General features: G+C 71.2%; 13 protein-coding genes. All 13 read right to left on the bottom strand.

The genetic code is table 11. The features are described 5' to 3' along the window. Positions 1-101: 101 nt before the first annotated feature. Positions 102-1,679 (bottom strand): Rieske 2Fe-2S domain-containing protein, encoded by a 1,578-nt coding sequence (locus ACFQ7C_RS12950; protein ID WP_378901543.1) that lies wholly within the window; start codon positions 1,677-1,679, stop codon positions 102-104. A 112-nt stretch (positions 1,680-1,791) separates the two neighbouring features. Next, positions 1,792-5,064, bottom strand: coding sequence for an SNF2-related protein (locus ACFQ7C_RS12945; protein ID WP_378901540.1), 3,273 nt, complete (start codon positions 5,062-5,064; stop codon positions 1,792-1,794). A gap of 53 nt (positions 5,065-5,117) precedes the next feature. Next, the gene (nusB, locus tag ACFQ7C_RS12940) at positions 5,118-5,528 is read right to left on the bottom strand and encodes a transcription antitermination factor NusB (protein ID WP_378901536.1); all 411 of its coding nucleotides are present in this window, start codon (positions 5,526-5,528) and stop codon (positions 5,118-5,120) included. An 18-nt stretch (positions 5,529-5,546) separates the two neighbouring features. Further along, positions 5,547-6,107 (bottom strand): elongation factor P, encoded by a 561-nt coding sequence (gene efp, locus ACFQ7C_RS12935; protein ID WP_045302503.1) that lies wholly within the window; start codon positions 6,105-6,107, stop codon positions 5,547-5,549. 117 nt (positions 6,108-6,224) lie between these two features. After that, on the bottom strand, positions 6,225-6,683 hold the full coding sequence (gene aroQ / locus ACFQ7C_RS12930; protein WP_378901533.1) for a type II 3-dehydroquinate dehydratase: 459 nt from the start codon (positions 6,681-6,683) through the stop codon (positions 6,225-6,227). Positions 6,684-6,726: 43 nt separating this feature from the next. Further along, positions 6,727-7,260 (bottom strand): GNAT family N-acetyltransferase, encoded by a 534-nt coding sequence (locus ACFQ7C_RS12925; protein ID WP_378901530.1) that lies wholly within the window; start codon positions 7,258-7,260, stop codon positions 6,727-6,729. Then, complete coding sequence (aroB, locus tag ACFQ7C_RS12920; protein WP_378901527.1) at positions 7,257-8,333, bottom strand: 3-dehydroquinate synthase; 1,077 nt, start codon at positions 8,331-8,333, stop codon at positions 7,257-7,259. The genes ACFQ7C_RS12925 and aroB overlap by 4 nt, the downstream gene beginning before the upstream one ends. Continuing rightward, entirely contained in the window at positions 8,330-8,890 is a 561-nt protein-coding gene (locus ACFQ7C_RS12915; protein WP_378901524.1) for a shikimate kinase, read from the bottom strand. Before ACFQ7C_RS12915 ends, aroB begins: the two co-directional genes overlap by 4 nt. After that, positions 8,874-10,103, bottom strand: a complete 1,230-nt coding sequence (gene aroC, locus ACFQ7C_RS12910; RefSeq protein WP_378901521.1) for a chorismate synthase — start codon at positions 10,101-10,103, stop codon at positions 8,874-8,876. The genes ACFQ7C_RS12915 and aroC overlap by 17 nt, the downstream gene beginning before the upstream one ends. 30 nt (positions 10,104-10,133) lie before the next feature. Then, on the bottom strand, positions 10,134-11,009 hold the full coding sequence (locus ACFQ7C_RS12905; RefSeq protein ID WP_378901518.1) for a shikimate dehydrogenase family protein: 876 nt from the start codon (positions 11,007-11,009) through the stop codon (positions 10,134-10,136). Continuing rightward, positions 10,979-12,658, bottom strand: coding sequence for an endolytic transglycosylase MltG (gene mltG, locus ACFQ7C_RS12900; RefSeq protein ID WP_378901515.1), 1,680 nt, complete (start codon positions 12,656-12,658; stop codon positions 10,979-10,981). Before mltG ends, ACFQ7C_RS12905 begins: the two co-directional genes overlap by 31 nt. Further along, positions 12,658-13,125 (bottom strand): Holliday junction resolvase RuvX, encoded by a 468-nt coding sequence (ruvX, locus tag ACFQ7C_RS12895; protein WP_378901891.1) that lies wholly within the window; start codon positions 13,123-13,125, stop codon positions 12,658-12,660. Before ruvX ends, mltG begins: the two co-directional genes overlap by 1 nt. A gap of 11 nt (positions 13,126-13,136) precedes the next feature. Next, on the bottom strand, positions 13,137-15,794 hold the full coding sequence (gene alaS, locus ACFQ7C_RS12890; RefSeq protein ID WP_378901512.1) for an alanine--tRNA ligase: 2,658 nt from the start codon (positions 15,792-15,794) through the stop codon (positions 13,137-13,139). Between the last annotated feature and the right edge of the window lie 36 nt (positions 15,795-15,830).

Genomic DNA, 15,830 nt, shown 5'->3' with positions numbered 1-15,830 from the left:
TACGCGCCATCGCAGATTGGCGCACCCTGTACACAAACCCGGGGACGAAACCGCCGCCTCGTTGTCGAAGATCTACAACGAGACGGCGTTCCGGATGCCGGTCAGGCCGCGGGACTCGTCGCCGCGCGGTAAAGGTCGTCCTCGACCTGGGACGCGCGGATCGGGTGCCCCTGGCTCGTCAGGCACTTTCCGCTCGCGAGGTCCCACTTCCAGTCGTGGAGCGAGCACGTGAGCACGCCGTCCTCGATCTTGCCGGTCTTGGTGAGGTCGGCGCGCAGATGCGGGCAGCGGCGCTGCACGATCCAGTCGCCGAGCTGGGCGTCCTCGGTCTGGTCGGTCTGCTCGGCATACCAGTTCTCGACGTACTCGATCCGGTCGCGCGAGAGGCACTTGAGGAAGGTCGTGAGGAACTCGTTGAACTTCCCGCTGCGCCCGACCTCGAACTGCATCGAGAGGAAGATCGAGTTCGACCAGTCGATCTCGTGGTCCGCGATGTTGGTCGAGACGAGGTCGGCGGGGATGGTGTACCAGTAGATGCACTCGTCGTCTTCGGCGTACTCGCGGACTTTCGCCTTCGGGAAGTCCACCACCATGTCGAGCTCGCCGATGCGGAAGCGCACCACGCCGCCCACGCCGTTGCGGATGGTGCGCGCGCGGCGCAGCAGCGGCTCCCACCACTCCTTGATCGCGGCGAGCATCTCGTCGGGCGGGAGCACGGCGGCCCGCGTCGCCTCCTCGGCGCGCACCTCGTCCTGGCGCGAGTCGCGCTGCTCGGCGAGGTAGGCCCACTTGTCGTCGAAGACCCGGTCGATCTCGGCCTGGGTGTAGAGCGTCTGAGTCACCGAGATCTCCCCGCCGTCGAGCTCGACGACGGTGCCGGGCACGAACTCGTAGCCCTTCTGGTCGGGACGCAGCTCCGCCATGTGCGCGAGGAACTGGCGCTGGTCGGTGAAGATCGCGTCGTCGTCGAGGCCGTAGCCGTTGTACTTGAAGAGCTCTTCGCGCAGGAACATGGGTGGCCCCGCCATCGGGAAGACGTGCTCGGCGTCGACCTTCTCGATGTAGTACATGGCGCGCTTGTTCTGCGCGTCGCGCTTGAGCTTCGCGAAGTTCTGCTTGGCGTCCTGAGGCAGGTCGTAGACCATCGGCCACCAGATCGCGCCCGACACCTGCGTGAAGTACGCCTCGGGCTTCGAGAACGACATCAGCTTCTCGAGGTCGAGCGGGTGGGAGTCGTTCTGGTTCAGGATGCTGGCGGTACCGTCGTCCACCGAGAGGGACGAGTCGCCGATCGGGCCGTCGCTCGGTGCGCGCAGCGGCGTGACCATGACCTTGAGGTCGCCGAACTCCAGCGGCACACCGGCCTGCGTGTAGACGATGTTGTCGTAGCCGAGCTTTCGCAGATCCTGCTCGAGGTCGTCGGTCGGATAGTCCGGCAGGAGGACCTTGATGGTCTTCGGCACGTACCTGTGCATGAGCGCCGGGTCGAAGTGGTCGCGGTGGCGGTGGGAGATGTACAGGAAGTCGGCCTTGCCGTACGTCTCCCAGTCGAGTCCCCGGTTGTCGGGGAACGGGAACCATGACCCGAAGAAGGTCGGCCCGATCACCGGGTCGCAGAGGATGCTTCCTTCCGCCGTCTCGATGAACATTCCGGCGTGGCCGAGGCCCGTGATGCGCATGGGGTTGCCCTCCTGTCGAACCAGACGAGTCTAGGCGACGCCCTCCGGGCGGACCGGATCGCCCGCCGTGCAAAACCGGATCCGCGGGACCGGGCCGCGCCCGCCGCGGCCGTCAGTCCTCGAAGAGGCCGCGGATGTCGTCGGCCGTCAGCGCCTGCCCGAACAGCGCGTCGTCGTCCATCACCGAGCGGAAGAGCCGCGCCTTGCGCTGCTGCAGCGCCATCACCTTCTCCTCGATCGTGCCGCTCGCGATGAGGCGGTAGACCATCACACTGCGGTGCTGGCCGATCCGGTGTGCACGATCGACCGCCTGCGCCTCGGCGGCGGGGTTCCACCACGGGTCGAGGAGGAACACGTAGTCCGCCTCGGTCAGCGTCAGGCCGAACCCGCCGGCCTTGAGGCTGATGAGGAACACCGGCGCCTCTCCCCCGCGGAAGGCGGCGACGGCGGCGTCGCGGTCGCGCGTCGATCCGTCGAGGTATGCGTAAGGGATGCCGCGTGCCACGAGCCGCGTCGCGACCAGACCCAGGAACGACGTGAACTGGCTGAAGACGAGCGCGCGGTGCCCCTCCGCCAGTGCTTCGTCGAGCTGCTCGAAGAGCGCCGCGAGCTTGCTCGGAGCGATGCTCGCGTGCGCGGGGTCGACCAGCTCGGGCGCCAGGCTCAGCATCCGGAGCAGGGTCAGCGAGCGGAACACGATGAAGCGGTTGCGGTCGAGGTCGTCGAGGAGTCCGAGCACCTTCTGGCGCTCGCGCTGCAGCACGGTGTCGTAGAGGGCGCGGTGCGCAGCACCCAGCTCGATACGCACCTCCTGCTCCTGCTTGGCGGGGAGGTCGGCGGCCACGAGATCCTTCGTGCGGCGCAGCACGAGCGGGCGGATGCGGCGGCGAAGGCGTGCGAGACGCCCGGCGCGGTAGGCCCCGCCCTCCTGGTTCTCGGGCACCTTGCCCTTCTCGATCGGGCCGACGTACTCCTCGCGGAATCTCCGGCTCGACGCGAACAGCCCCGGCGCGGTCAGCGACAGCAGCGCCCACAGCTCGGTGAGGCTGTTCTCCAGGGGGGTGCCGGTGACCGCGAACACCACGTCGGCGGAGAGGTCGCGCGCGGCTCGATAGGCCTTGGTCTGGCTGTTCTTCACGAACTGCGCCTCGTCGAGGATGAGGCCGGCCCACGCCACCGCGCCGAACTCGCGCTCGTCGAGACGGAGCAGCGTGTACGAAGTGACGACGACGTCGGCGGTGGTGGTGGCATCCGTCACCGTCGTGCCGCGCTTCGCGCGCGTCGCATCGACGACGGCCACCCGCAGGTCGGGGGTGAACCTCGCCGCCTCGCTCCGCCAGGTCGACAGCACCGACGTCGGGGCGACCACGAGAAACGGCCGCCGCTCCCCCTGCTCGCGCGCGTGGGCGATGAGGGCCAGCAGCTGCAGCGTCTTGCCGAGACCCATGTCGTCGGCGAGGATGCCGCCGAGCCGGTGCTCCCACAGGAAGGCGAGCCAGTCGTACCCGACGCGCTGATACGGACGCAGCTCTGCGTGGACGCCGGCGGGCAAGGGGGCGGACGGCACGCCGTCGGCGTCGCGCAGCGCCTCGACGGTCGCGCGCCACGACACCGCGGGCTGCGCCTCGTCGGCGAGGTCCTCGAAGTCCGCCCAGAGGGCGGTCTGGTAACGGCTGATGCGGGGTCCGGTCTCCCACTCTTCGAGCTCGCCGGCCTCGTCGATGAGGTCGCGCAGGCGCTGCAGCGAGGGATGGGACAGCGAGAAGTACGCGCCGTCGCTGAGCAGGATCTTCTTGCGGCCGCGCGAAAGCGCCGTGAAGAGCGTGCCGAAGGGTACGCGGCGGCCGTCGATCGTCACCACGACGCCGAGGTCGAACCAGTCCGGGTCGTTCGTCTCGACCGTCGTGATGTCGATGCGCGGGTCGCCGGCGAGCTCGCGGTACTGCGGGCGCTCCCCCGAGATCTCGACGCTCACGTCGGAGTCGGCCTCGAGCAGCGGCAGCAGCCGCGACGCGAACTCCGCAGCGTCGAGGCCCGTGAGGGTGTCGGCGGAGGCGAAGTCGACGGGAGCGTGGTCGCGCCACAGCGACTCGACGCGGTCTCGGACCGCCGCCTCGGCGGACGGGTCGCGGTCTTCACCGGTCGCGTCGAGCCCCAGGAGGTCACCGTCGCCATACCGCCACGACAGCGTGTACACGAGCCGGTGATTCGGCTCGAAGTGCACGCGGGCGACGAGGCGAGGCCGGGGCGGTGCGGCGATGTCGATCCCCGGTGCGTCGATCTCGACCCGGCGCGCGATCCGGGGCAGGTGCTCCCGGACGAACTCCTCGGCCTCCGGGCCGGGCACCACGACCGGCTCGCGCGCCGTGAGCAGCGCGGGAACGGGGTCGGGCAGCTGCACGGCGGCGAGCACGAGGTCGAGGCGCTCGTGGTCGACCGCGAACCGGTACACCCCCGTGCGTCCGACGGGACGCAGGGCCGCGGCATCCGTGTGCTCTCCGTCGATCGTGACGAGGGGCGCGATCTCGAGCCCGCGACCGGTGCGGTGCGCCCGCACGGCCACCGTGGCGGAGGTCGCGAGGACGACGGTCGTGGTGCGCTTGGTCGGGACGAACGGGATGCCGAGACCCTCGGAGGCTGCGAGGTGCGGCCAGAGCAGGCTCGACTCTATGTCGTCGAGGGTGAGCCACTCCGACACGTCGGAGAAGGCGCCGAACGAGCGGACGTCGCGGCCGATGCTGTGCAGCTCCGCGAACCAGCGCGCCTGCGCGGGGTCATAGGCGGTGGTGGGCCGTCGCAGCGCGTCCCATGAGACGGCGCCCTTGATCCACGCGTCCGAGCGGCCCGAGCGCTCGAGCGGCCGGAGACCGACGAGCACGTCCGCTCCGTGCTGGTGCAGACTGCGCGGCGTCGCGGACTCGACGCGCGCCGGCGCCCACGTCGACGCACCCCGCCGTATCCGCTGGCGGAGCTCGACCCCGAGGGCCAGCGCGGTGCGCACCGGCCGCGGCGGCGCCGCGCTCGCGAACACGGCCCGCCACGACGATCCGCTGTCGGGGGAAGGCGCGGCCGACGCGAGACGATTGCTCGCGAGCAGCGTCGCCACGGTGTGCTTGCAGTCGAACTGCACGGGGCATGTGCACGACGTCGCCGCGATCGGATGGTCGGCGCGCTGCGGATCGAGGCGGACGCGACTGCGGTAGGTGCGCCCGCCGCTGCCGGCGACGACAGCCTCGACGACGCAGGCGACGGGATCCCATTCGACGCGCTCGACCGCGCCATCGGCGAAGTACCCGACGCCGCGTTCGTACGTGCCGCTGTCGGCGAACCGGCGGATGTGCCCGGGGTCGACGAACGGAGGGGGTCCGGCGGACGGCGGGGTCACGGCATCCATCCTGCCAAGTCCCCCCGACACCCGGGACGGGTGCCCGGTCGTCGTCAGCTCGCGCGGGCGATGCGGGCGAGCACGCCGTGCACGAACGGGCCGGACTCGTCGGACGAGAACTCCTTGACCAGCTCGACAGCCTCGTCGATCGCGACCGCGGTCGGAACCTCGTCGTTGTAGAGGATCTCCCACGCGCCGATGCGCAGCACCGCGCGGTCGACCGCGGGCATGCGGGCGAGCGTCCAGTCCTTCGCGAACGTCGTGATCTGCTCGTCGATCGCGTCCTGGTTGTCGATCACGCCGTCGACGATCTCGCGCGCGTACAGCCACGAGGCCTGGCGGGCGGGCTCGTTCGCCGCGCGCTTGGCCTCGGCCGCGAGTACGGTCGCAGGCTCATCGCCGCGCACGTCGGCCTGGAAGAGGATGTCGAGGGCGCGCTTGCGCGCCTTCGTACGGGCACTCATCGGTCAGCTGCCCGGGCGTCAGTTGACGCGGCCGAGGTAGTCGCCCGTGCGCGTGTCGACCTTGACCTTGGTGCCCGTCTCGACGAACAGCGGCACCTGGATCTCGTAGCCCGTCTCGACGGTCGCAGCCTTCGTGCCGGCCGACGAGCGGTCGCCCTGCAGGCCCGGCTCGGTGTAGGTGATCTCGAGGACGACGGATGCCGGCAGCTCGACGTAGAGCGGGTTGCCGTTGTTGAGCGCGATCTGCACCTGCTGGTTCTCGAGCAGGAAGTGCGCGGCGTCGCCGACCGTCGCCGCGCCGACGTTGATCTGGTCGTAGTCCTCGACGTCCATGAACACGAAGTTGTCGCCGTCGTTGTAGAGGTAGGTGAAGTCGCGGCGGTCCACGTTCTCGATGTCGATCTTCGCGCCCGCGTTGTACGTGCGGTCGACGACCTTGCCCGAGACGACGTTCTTCAGCTTCGTGCGGACGAACGCGCCGCCCTTGCCCGGCTTGACGTGCTGGAACTCGATGACGTTCCAGAGCTGTCCGTCGATCGAGAGGACGACGCCGTTCTTGATGTCTGCGGTGGAAGCCATGAGGGTGCGAATCCGTTTCGTTGAAGTGAAGGAGGCGATCGCTGCCCCTTCGACGAGCTCGGGGACCGGATATGCCGACGTTCGATTCTACGGGATGCCTGGTCCCCGGCCGATTCGTCAGCCCTCGGCCTGCCCGGTGATGATGTCGACGAGGCGCGCGACGGCCGTCTCGTACCCGATCACACCCTCGCCGATCACGTGCACGAGCGCGACGTCGGCGATGTACGAGTGGTGGCGGAACTCCTCGCGGGCGAGGACGTTCGTGATGTGCACCTCGGCGACGGGCAGCGCCACGCCCGCCAGGGCGTCGCGCAGCACCACCGAGGTGTGGGCGAGGCCGCCCGGGTTGACGACGATGCCCGCGCAGTCCTCCCGCGCGGCGTGGATCGCGTCGAGCAGCACGCCCTCGTGGTTGCTCTGCACCGCCCGCACCTCGAAGCCGCGCCGGGCCGCAGCATCCGTCGTCAGCCGCTCCACGTCGGCGAGCGTCGCCGTGCCGTAGAGCGCGGGCTCGCGGGTTCCCAGCAGGTTGAGGTTGGGTCCGTTGACGAGGAGGAGGCGGCGGGGCGTGGTCACCGTGGCACGATATCAGCGGACTCCGCCGCCGCCCTGCCGTGTGTCACGGGAGGGGTCGCGACATGACGATCTCGGGCCCGATCCGGCTCGTGAACGTCTCGCCGGTGGGCACGAAGCCCGCCCGGCGATAGGCGGCCTGCGCGCGCGGGTTGTCGCGGTGCACGTCGAGGCTGAGCCGGTGCAGGCCGAGGGAGCCCGCCCATTCCGCTGCCGCCGCGAGCAGGAGATCGACGGCGCCGGAGCCGCGGTGGGCAGGGTTCACGTACACCCCGACGACGTCCGCCCGGCGGTCGTCCACGAAGCGGCCCAGGTGATCGGTCTGCCCCGTCGCGCGGATCAGCACCGAGAGGCTTCCGACCCACGTGTCGTCGACCACGGCGACGAACTGGGCGGCCGTCTCGCTGCCCGCGGCGAGCTCGGCGCGGTCCCGCCAGAACTGGTCCGGACGCGCGGCGACCTGATCCGGCGTCTCGAGGAAGGCGATGCCGGCGTCGGGGTCGCTGGTGGACTCGAGCCGCAGCTCGCGCACCGCCTGCCACTCGTCGGAGCGGATGCGGCGCACGATGGGCGCGGTCACCCGGCGACCTCCTGGTACGCGGCGAACAGCAGCGACTCGTCGGGCGCCTGCAGCACCGTGGGCTTGGCGATGTCGTCGAGCACGATGAAGCGGAGCATCCCGCCGCGGCTCTTCTTGTCGCGCTGCATCGTCGACAGCAGCTGCGGCCACGCGCCGGGCCGGTAGCTCGTCGGCAGGCCGAGCGACTCGAGGATGTCGCGGTGACGCTGGGCGGCGGAATCCGGAAGTCGCCCCGCGAGGCGCGACAGCTCGGCGGCGAAGACCATGCCGACCGAGATCGCTGCGCCGTGGCGCCAGCGGTACCGCTCGGCATGCTCGATGGCGTGGCCGAGGGTGTGGCCGTAATTGAGGATCTCGCGCAGGCCGGCTTCGCGGAGGTCCTCCCCCGCGACGCGCGCCTTCATCTCGATCGCGAGCTCGATGCTGCGGCGGAACGCGGCACTCTGCGGATCGACGGCGGTCTCGGGGTCCGCCTCGATGAGCTCGAGGATCTCGGGAGCCCAGATGAAGCCGGCCTTGACCACTTCGGCGAAGCCGGCGACCCGCTCGTTGCGCGACAGCGAGTCGAGCAGGTCGAGATCGCAGAGGACGCCGCGCGGCGCCCAGAACGCGCCCACCAGGTTCTTGCCCTCGGCGGTGTTCACACCGGTCTTGCCGCCGACGGCGGCGTCGACCATGCCGAGCACGGTGGTCGGCACCTGCACGACCTCGACGCCGCGCAGCCACGTCGCCGCCACGAACCCGGCGAGGTCGGTGACCGCTCCGCCGCCGAAGCCCACGACGGCGTCCGTGCGCGTGAAGTCGGCCTTGCCCATGACCTGCCAGCAGAACGCGGCCACCTCGATGCGCTTGCCCGCTTCGGCGTCGGGGATCTCGGCGAGCAGCACCTCGCGGTCGCCCACGAGCTGCGCGCGCAGCCGCTCCGCTTCGGCGGCGAGGGTCGGCGGGTGGATCACGAGCACCTTGCGTGCGGCGGGCGGCAGCGCATCGCCGAGGGACGACAGGATGCCGTGTCCCACGGTGATGTCGTAGCTCGCGTCTCCGCTCACGGTGATGGTCGTGGCATCCGTCATGCGGTCTGCTCCTTCTGCTCTGCGCCGACACGGGTCGACGGGTCGACGTCGCCCCCGCGGATCCACGCGACGAGCGCGTCGACGACGTCCTGCACGGGCCCGCTCGAGGTGTCGAACGTGACATCGGCGAGCTCTTCGTACACCGGGCGGCGCTCCGCGAAGATCGCCATCCAGCGCTCGATCGCGTCGTCGCCCTGCAGCAGCGGCCGGTTCGAGTCGCGCACGCGGCCGGCCACCACGCGCGGTGCGACGGTCAGCAGCACGACCCGGTGGGCGGCGAGGTCGGCACGGGTCTCGGGGTGCAGCACGGCGCCTCCGCCCAGCGAGACGACGCCGCCGGTGGCGAGCCCTTCGACGACGGCGGCGCGCTCGACGGCGCGGAAGTGGGCTTCGCCGCGCTCGACGAACAGCTGCTCGATCGGTCCGTGGTCGCGCACGACCGCCGCGTCGGTGTCGAAGAACGGCACACCCAGCGCGCGAGCCGCCTTCTTGCCGATGCTGGTCTTGCCGGCCCCCATGGGACCGATCAGCACGACGGCGTCAGAGGGCGAGGTCATGGTCGGCGAGGCCGGCGTCGCTCTCCGCCGCACTGTGCAGCGCGTCGGGGATCGCCGCGAGGTAGCCCTCGAGGTTGCGGCGCGTCTCGGCGACGCTGTCGCCGCCGAACTTCTCGAGCACGACGTCGGCGAGCACGACCGCGACCATGGCCTCGGCGACCACGCCCGCAGCGGGCACGGCGCACACGTCCGAGCGCTGGTGGTGGGCAGACGCGGCGTCTCCGGTCGCGACGTCGACGGTGCGCAGGGCGCGCGGCACGGTCGCGATGGGCTTCATCCCCGCCCGCACGCGCAGCACGGTGCCGGTCGACATGCCGCCCTCGGTGCCGCCGGCCTTGTCGCTCGACCGGGTGATGCCGTCGCCGGCCACGAACAGCTCGTCGTGCGCGGCGGAGCCGCGGCGGCGCGTGGTCTCGAAGCCGTCGCCGACCTCGACGCCCTTGATCGCCTGGATGCTCATGAGCGCCTGCGCGAGCTTCGCGTCGAGACGGCGGTCCCAGTGCACGTGGGAGCCGAGCCCCGGCGGCAGGCCGTAGGCGAGCACCTCGACGATGCCGCCGAGGGTGTCGCCGTCCTTGCGGGCCTCGTCGACCTCGGCGACCATCGCCGCGCTGGTGGCGGGGTCGAAGCAGCGCAGCGGGTCGGCGTCGAGCGCGTCGACGTCGTCGGGCGTGGGCAGCGTGGCGCCGGCCGGCACCTGCACCGGTCCGATGGAGAGCGTGTGGCTGACGAGGCGGATGCCGAGCTCGGCCAGGAACGCGCGCGCGAGTGCGCCGAGGGCGACGCGCGCGGCCGTCTCGCGGGCGCTGGCGCGCTCGAGGATCGGGCGGGCCTCGTCGAAGCCGTACTTCTGCATGCCGACGAGGTCGGCGTGGCCCGGGCGGGGGCGCGTGAGCGCCGCGCCGCGGCCGCGGGACTTCTCCGTGAGCTCCACGGGCTCGGCGCTCATGACCTCGACCCACTTCGGCCACTCGGTGTTGCCGATGCGCAGGGCGATGGGGCTGCCGAGGGTCGTGCCGTGCACGACGCCGGAGGAGATCGTGAGCTCGTCCTCTTCGAACTTCATGCGCGAACCGCGGCCGTAGCCCAGCTTGCGGCGCGCGAGATCCGCCTGGATCGCGGCGCGGGAGATGGGGACGCCCGCAGGCAGGCCCTCCATGATGGCGACGAGTTCGGGGCCGTGCGATTCGCCGGCCGTGAGCACGCGGAGCATTGGTCCAGTCTCCCACGCCCCGGGAGGCCGTTACGCCGTCGCCGGCTCCTCGAGGGATCGCCGCATCGCCGCCAGCGCCTCGCCTTCGCGGTCGAGCGGGGTGTCGACATCACCGTCCCGGAAGATGCGGATCTGCAGCAGCGCCTGGTGCAGCAGCATCCCGAGTCCCGAGCGCGCGTCTGCGCCCGCGCGCTCCCACGCGGCCGACAGCGCGGTGGGCCAGTGGCCGTAGACGACGTCGAGCAGCAGTCCGCCGGACCGGGCGAGGGCGTCGGCCGCAGCATCCGTGACCGGCGCGTCGCCGGGAAGGGTCGCGATCGTGAGGGGAACCTCACCGTGCACGGATGCTGAGAACGGCGTCGTCGTGACGGTCACGCCCATCCGGTCGCCGAGGGCGGCGAGCGGCACGACGGCTTCGGGGCGTCGCGCGACCACGTCCACCTCGCGGGCGCCGAGCTCTCCGAGCGCGACCAGGGCCGACGTCGCGGTGGCGCCGGCGCCGACGATGCGCGCCCGCGGGAGGGTCGTGATGCCGTCGTCCGCGAGCGTGCGGACGATGCCGCCGACGTCGGTGTTGAAGCCGCGGTGACCGTCGGAGTCGAGCAGCAGCGTGTTGACCGCACCGGTCAGTTCGGCGCGGCGGTCGCGCATCGCCGCGGCCGCGAACGCGACGCCTTTCAGCGGCATGGTGAGCGACAGGCCCCGCCACGTGCCGTCGAGTCCTGCGAGCTCGCCGCCGAACGACGCTTCGTCCACGCGGCGGCGCCCGTACGCCCAATCCAGTCCCAGTACGTCGTACGCCGCGGCATGCAGTTCGGGCGAGCGGCTGTGCGCGATCGGGTCGCCCCAGACCTCCAGACGCGACGCGTGGGGGCTCAGCACCCCGAGCCCGGGTTGTCGCGGCACCACTGCTGCCACTGCTCGACGTACCGCAGGTGCTCGCTGTAGGTGGCGCTGAACTGCGTCTCGCCCGTGTTCAGGTTCACCGTCACGAAGTAGAGCCAGGGGCCGTCCGCCGGGTGCATCGCGGCATCGATCGCGACGTCGCCGGGGTTGGCGATCGGCCCGACCGGCAGCCCGGTGTGCACGTACGTGTTCCAGGGGTTCGGGTCGTTGAGCGCCTCTTCGGACGAGCTCACCGTCCCATCGTGCATCTCTCCGTATCCGTACTGCGCGGTCGAGTCCATCTGGAGCTTGCCGAACGTCTCCTGGTTGTTCGGGTCGAGGCGATTCTGGATGACACGCGCCACCTTCTTCATGTCGTCCTCGAAGCGCGCCTCGCGCTGGATGATCGACGCGGTCGTCAGGATCTCCTGGCGCCTCTCCTCCGGCACGCCGGCGGTGTCGAGCGACTGCTTCGTGCGGTCGACGAGGGCCTGGATCGCCGACTGCGCCGTGACGCTGGGGTCGAACGTGTAGGTCGCCGGGAACAGCCAGCCCTCGAGCGGCTGTCCGCCTGCCGCCACGACGTCCGGATCGGCCGCCACGCCGTACGCCGAAGGATCAGCCGCGGCGGCGGTGAGCTCCTCGAGCGGGATGCCGGTGCCCTCGGAGATCCGCTGGAGCGTGCCCTCGACGGTGAAGCCCTCGGGGATCTGGGCGGTGAACTCCTGCTTGTTCGCGGGATCCAGCAGCATCGCCAGGGCGGCCTCGCTGGTCATCTCCTTCTGCAGCCTGTAGACGCCCGGCTGGAAGGTGGGGTTCTGCTCGCTCTTGATGAGGTAGTCGTAGAACGCGTCCGGAGTCTTCGTCACGCCGGCGTCGTACAGCGCCTCCGAGATCGGCTGACCGGTGAAACCGGACTCGATCGTGACGAACGTCTCGCCGTTCGCGAGTCCCTCCTCGTAGTCCTTGGGCTCTTCCCACCCCATGACCTCGCGGATCTTGTCCTCGTACGTGTTCCACACGTACAGGCCGCCGGCAGCGATGCCGCCGAGGATCAGCAGCACCACGCCGAGGGCGATCCAGCCGCCGATGCGCCGGCGCTTCTTGTTCGGCGGCGGGGGCGTGTGCCCGATGTCGTTCGTCGAGGCGGACCCGCTGAAGAGATCCTCGAGCGAGCCGGACGGAGCCGACGGCTCGTCGGCCTCGTCGCGGACGGTCATCGTGCCCCGGGCCGCCGACGGAGCGGCAGCCGCCGCAGCAGCCGGCGCCGCCGCACCGCGGCTGTACGGCATCGCGGGGCTGGCGCCGGCGGAGGCGAAGATCCAAGGGTCGTCATCGGCCGGCGTGCCGATGTCGATGGGCTCCGTCGTCGGACGCGGCGTGCGCAGCGGCACCGGCTGGAATCCGCTGCCCGGCGTCGGCTGATCGACCGGTGCGGCCGGCGCCGACGGCGCGGAGGTACCGGGACCGCTCCCGACGACGGGAGTGGAGCCGGTGATGAGCGATTCCCACGTGGGCGCCGGGGCGGCAGGAGCCGGGGCCGGCGCGGGCGCAGCGGCCGCGGCGTCCGGCGTCGTCGGCGTCGCCCCCGTCGCCGCCCGTCGCGCTGCCTCGCGGGCGGCGCGGCGCGACGGGGGAACTGCTTCGCCGTGGGGCGATGAGTCGGGCATCAGGCGGGCTCCTGGGGGACGGGGGTTCCGGGGGGTCGTCCGGTGCTCTTCTCGACGTCGAGCGCTTGCTGAAGCAGGACGACCGCGGCGACCTGGTCCACGATGTTACGCGACGAACGCTGTGTTCTGCCCGAACTGCGCAGCGCCGCGTGTGCCGAGACGGTGGAAAGGCGCTCGTCGACGAGCCGCAGCGGAAGCCCGGATGCTGCCGCCAGTGCTGCGGCGAAGTCCCGGGCGTCCTGGGTCGAGGCGGTGTCCTCGCCGCGCATGTTCAGCGGCAGGCCCACGTAGAGCTCGACCGCCGAATACTCCTCCGCGAGGGCCACGATGCGCGCCACGGATCCGTCGTCGCGCGGCACGGTCTCCACCGGAGTCGCGAGCAGCCCGTCGGGGTCGCACTTCGCGACCCCGACCCGGGCCTTGCCCACATCGATGCCGAGCCGCGTCCCCCGCCGCCAGGTGCTCATCGGCGCTGCGCTCACGCGCCGAGCGCGTCCTTGACCGAGGTCAGCGCCGCGGGCAGGGCCGCAGCATCCGTTCCGCCGCCCTGCGCCACGTCGTCGCGACCGCCTCCGCCGCCGCCGAGCACGCCCGCGGCGCCCTTGGCGAGCACGCCGGCCTTCGCGCCGGCCGCGCGGGCGGCGTCGTTGGTCGTGACGATCACGACCGGACGGTCGTTCACGACCGCGCCGAGGGCGACGACCGCCGCGTCGGAGCCGAGGCGCTCGCGCACCTGCAGGGCCAGCGAGCGGACGTCGTCGGCGGATGCCGCGCCGCCGAGCGACTCGGCCACCACGACCGTGTCGCCGACGCGGGTCGCGGCCGCCGCGAGTGCGGGGAGCCGGTCGCCGAGAGCCTTCGCCTCGAAGGCGGCGATCTTCTTCTCGGCGGCCTTGAGGCTCGCCTGGAGCTCCGCGATGCGCGCGGGCAGCTGCTCGCGCGGCGCCTTGAGCGAGGTCGTGAGCTGCGACACGAGCGCCCGCTCGGCCGCGAGTGAGCGGAACGCGTCCAGACCGACGAGCGCTTCGACGCGGCGGTTGGACGCGCCCACCGACGACTCGCCGACGAGGCTGATGAGTCCGACCTCGGCGCTCGTCGACACGTGCGTGCCGGCGCAGAGCTCGCGCGACCACGGGCCGCCGATGTCGACCATGCGCACGGTGTCGCCGTACTTCTCGCCGAACAGCGCCATCGCGCCGAGCGACTTGGCCTCGTCGAGCGGGAGCACGCGCGTGGTGACCTCGAGGTTGTCGCGCACCGCGTTGTTCGCGATCTCCTCGATCTCGCTCCTGGTGTCGTCGGACAGCGCCTGTCCCCACGAGAAGTCGAAGCGCATGTAGCCCGCGCGGTTGAGCGAGCCCGCCTGCGTCGCCGTCTTGCCGAGGGTGTCGCGCAACGCCGCGTGCACCAGGTGCGTCGCGGAGTGCGCCTGCCGGGCGGCGCGTCGGTTCGCGGCATCCACCACCGTCGTCGCGGCCTGGCCGACGCCCACCTCACCCGTCGACACCTCGACGGTGTGGCTGATCAGCCCGGGCACCGGCTTCTGCACGTCGAGCACCTCGAGCTCGTACCCTGGCCCGACGATGACGCCCTTGTCGGCGACCTGCCCGCCGGACTCGGCGTACAGCGCGGTCTCGGCGAGGATCACCTCGGCGATCTGCCCCACGCTCGCGCGGTCGACCGAGACGCCGTCGACGAGGATGCCGAGCACCTGGGACTCGGCCTCGAGGTCGGTGTAGCCGGTGAAGACGGTCTCGCCCTGCGCGCGCAGGTCGCGGTACACGCTGGTGTCGGCGAGCTGGCGCTTGCGTGCCCGCGCGTCGGCCTTGGCGCGTGCGCGCTGCTCCTGCATGAGGCCGTCGAACGCCGCGCGGTCGACGCTGAGGCCGGCCTCCTCGGCGATCTCGAGGGTGAGGTCGATCGGGAAGCCGTAGGTGTCGTGGAGGAGGAACGCCTCGGCACCCGTCAGGGTGGTGCCACCCGCGGCCTTGGTCTCGGTGAGCGACTCGTCCAGGATCGACTCCCCTGCCGCGAGGGTGCGCAGGAACGTCGCCTCCTCCGCGAGCGCGTACTGCGAGATGCGGGCCCAGTCGGCCTCGACGACCGGGTAGGCGTCCTTCATGGCGTCGCGGGACGCCTCGAAGAGGACGGCGAAAGTCGGTCCGTCGACCCCGAGCAGGCGCATCGAGCGGATCACGCGGCGCATGAGGCGGCGCAGGATGTAGCCGCGGCCGTCGTTGGACGGGGTGACGCCGTCCGACATGAGCATGAGCGACGAGCGGACGTGGTCGGCGACGACGCGGAAGCGCACGTCGTCGTCGTGGTTCGCGCCGTAGGTGCGGCCCGAGAGCCCGACGGCCTTGTCGAGGACCGGGCGCACCTGGTCGGTCTCGTACATGTTGTCGACGCCCTGCTTGATGAACGCGATGCGCTCGAGGCCCATGCCGGTGTCGATGTTCTTGTTCGGCAGCTCGCCGACGATGTCGAAGTCGTACTTCGAGCGCACGTTGGTGATCTCGTACTGCATGAACACGAGGTTCCAGATCTCGACGTAGCGGTCGTCGTCGGTGGCGGGACCGCCGTCGATGCCGTACTCCGGGCCGCGGTCGAAGAAGATCTCCGAGCAGGGGCCGGCAGGACCCGGAAGACCGGTGCTCCAGTAGTTCGTGTCCTTGCCGAGGCGCTGGATGCGCTCCTCCGGCAGATCGGTCAGCTGCAGCCAGAGGTCGTGCGCCTCGTCGTCCTCTTCATAGACGGTGACCCACAGGTCCTTCTGGTCGAAGCCCAGGCCCCCCTCGGCCTCGGGCGTCGTCAGCAGATCCCACGCGTAGCGGATCGCGCCCTCCTTGAAGTAGTCCCCGAAGGACCAGTTGCCGAGCATCTGGAAGAACGTGCCGTGACGCGGCGTCTTGCCGACCTCTTCGATGTCGTTGGTGCGGATGCACTTCTGGTTGTCGGCCGCCCGGGGGTACGGAGCGGGCACGTCGCCCGACAGATACGGGATGAAGGGCACCATGCCGGCCACCGTGAACAGGAGCGCCGGGTCGTCGGTCACCAGCGATGCCGAGGGGACGATGGTGTGGCCGTTCTTCTCGAAGTAATCGAGGAAGCGCTGTGCGATCTCGGCGGTCTTCATGCGGATCCTTGCGTGTGCGTGCGAATGCGTGCGTGT

The sequence above is a fragment of the Microbacterium sp. NPDC056569 genome (assembly GCF_042793475.1).
Lineage (GTDB): Bacteria > Actinomycetota > Actinomycetes > Actinomycetales > Microbacteriaceae > Microbacterium.
Note: the sequence above shows the minus strand (reverse complement) of the source record. Positions and strands in the feature narration are given on the sequence as shown.

What these genes read in the sequence shown, in the direction of transcription:
- aroC (WP_378901521.1), bottom strand. Translation starts at nt 10,103, where the DNA reads ATGCTCCGCGTGCTCACGGCCGGCGAATCGCACGGCCCCGAACTCGTC.
- alaS (WP_378901512.1), bottom strand. Translation starts at nt 15,794, where the DNA reads ATGAAGACCGCCGAGATCGCACAGCGCTTCCTCGATTACTTCGAGAAG.
- ruvX (WP_378901891.1), bottom strand. Translation starts at nt 13,125, where the DNA reads ATGAGCACCTGGCGGCGGGGGACGCGGCTCGGCATCGATGTGGGCAAG.
- efp (WP_045302503.1), bottom strand. Translation starts at nt 6,107, where the DNA reads ATGGCTTCCACCGCAGACATCAAGAACGGCGTCGTCCTCTCGATCGAC.
- ACFQ7C_RS12915 (WP_378901524.1), bottom strand. Translation starts at nt 8,890, where the DNA reads ATGACCTCGCCCTCTGACGCCGTCGTGCTGATCGGTCCCATGGGGGCC.
- mltG (WP_378901515.1), bottom strand. Translation starts at nt 12,658, where the DNA reads ATGCCCGACTCATCGCCCCACGGCGAAGCAGTTCCCCCGTCGCGCCGC.
- aroB (WP_378901527.1), bottom strand. Translation starts at nt 8,333, where the DNA reads ATGACGGATGCCACGACCATCACCGTGAGCGGAGACGCGAGCTACGAC.
- nusB (WP_378901536.1), bottom strand. Translation starts at nt 5,528, where the DNA reads ATGAGTGCCCGTACGAAGGCGCGCAAGCGCGCCCTCGACATCCTCTTC.
- ACFQ7C_RS12950 (WP_378901543.1), bottom strand. Translation starts at nt 1,679, where the DNA reads ATGCGCATCACGGGCCTCGGCCACGCCGGAATGTTCATCGAGACGGCG.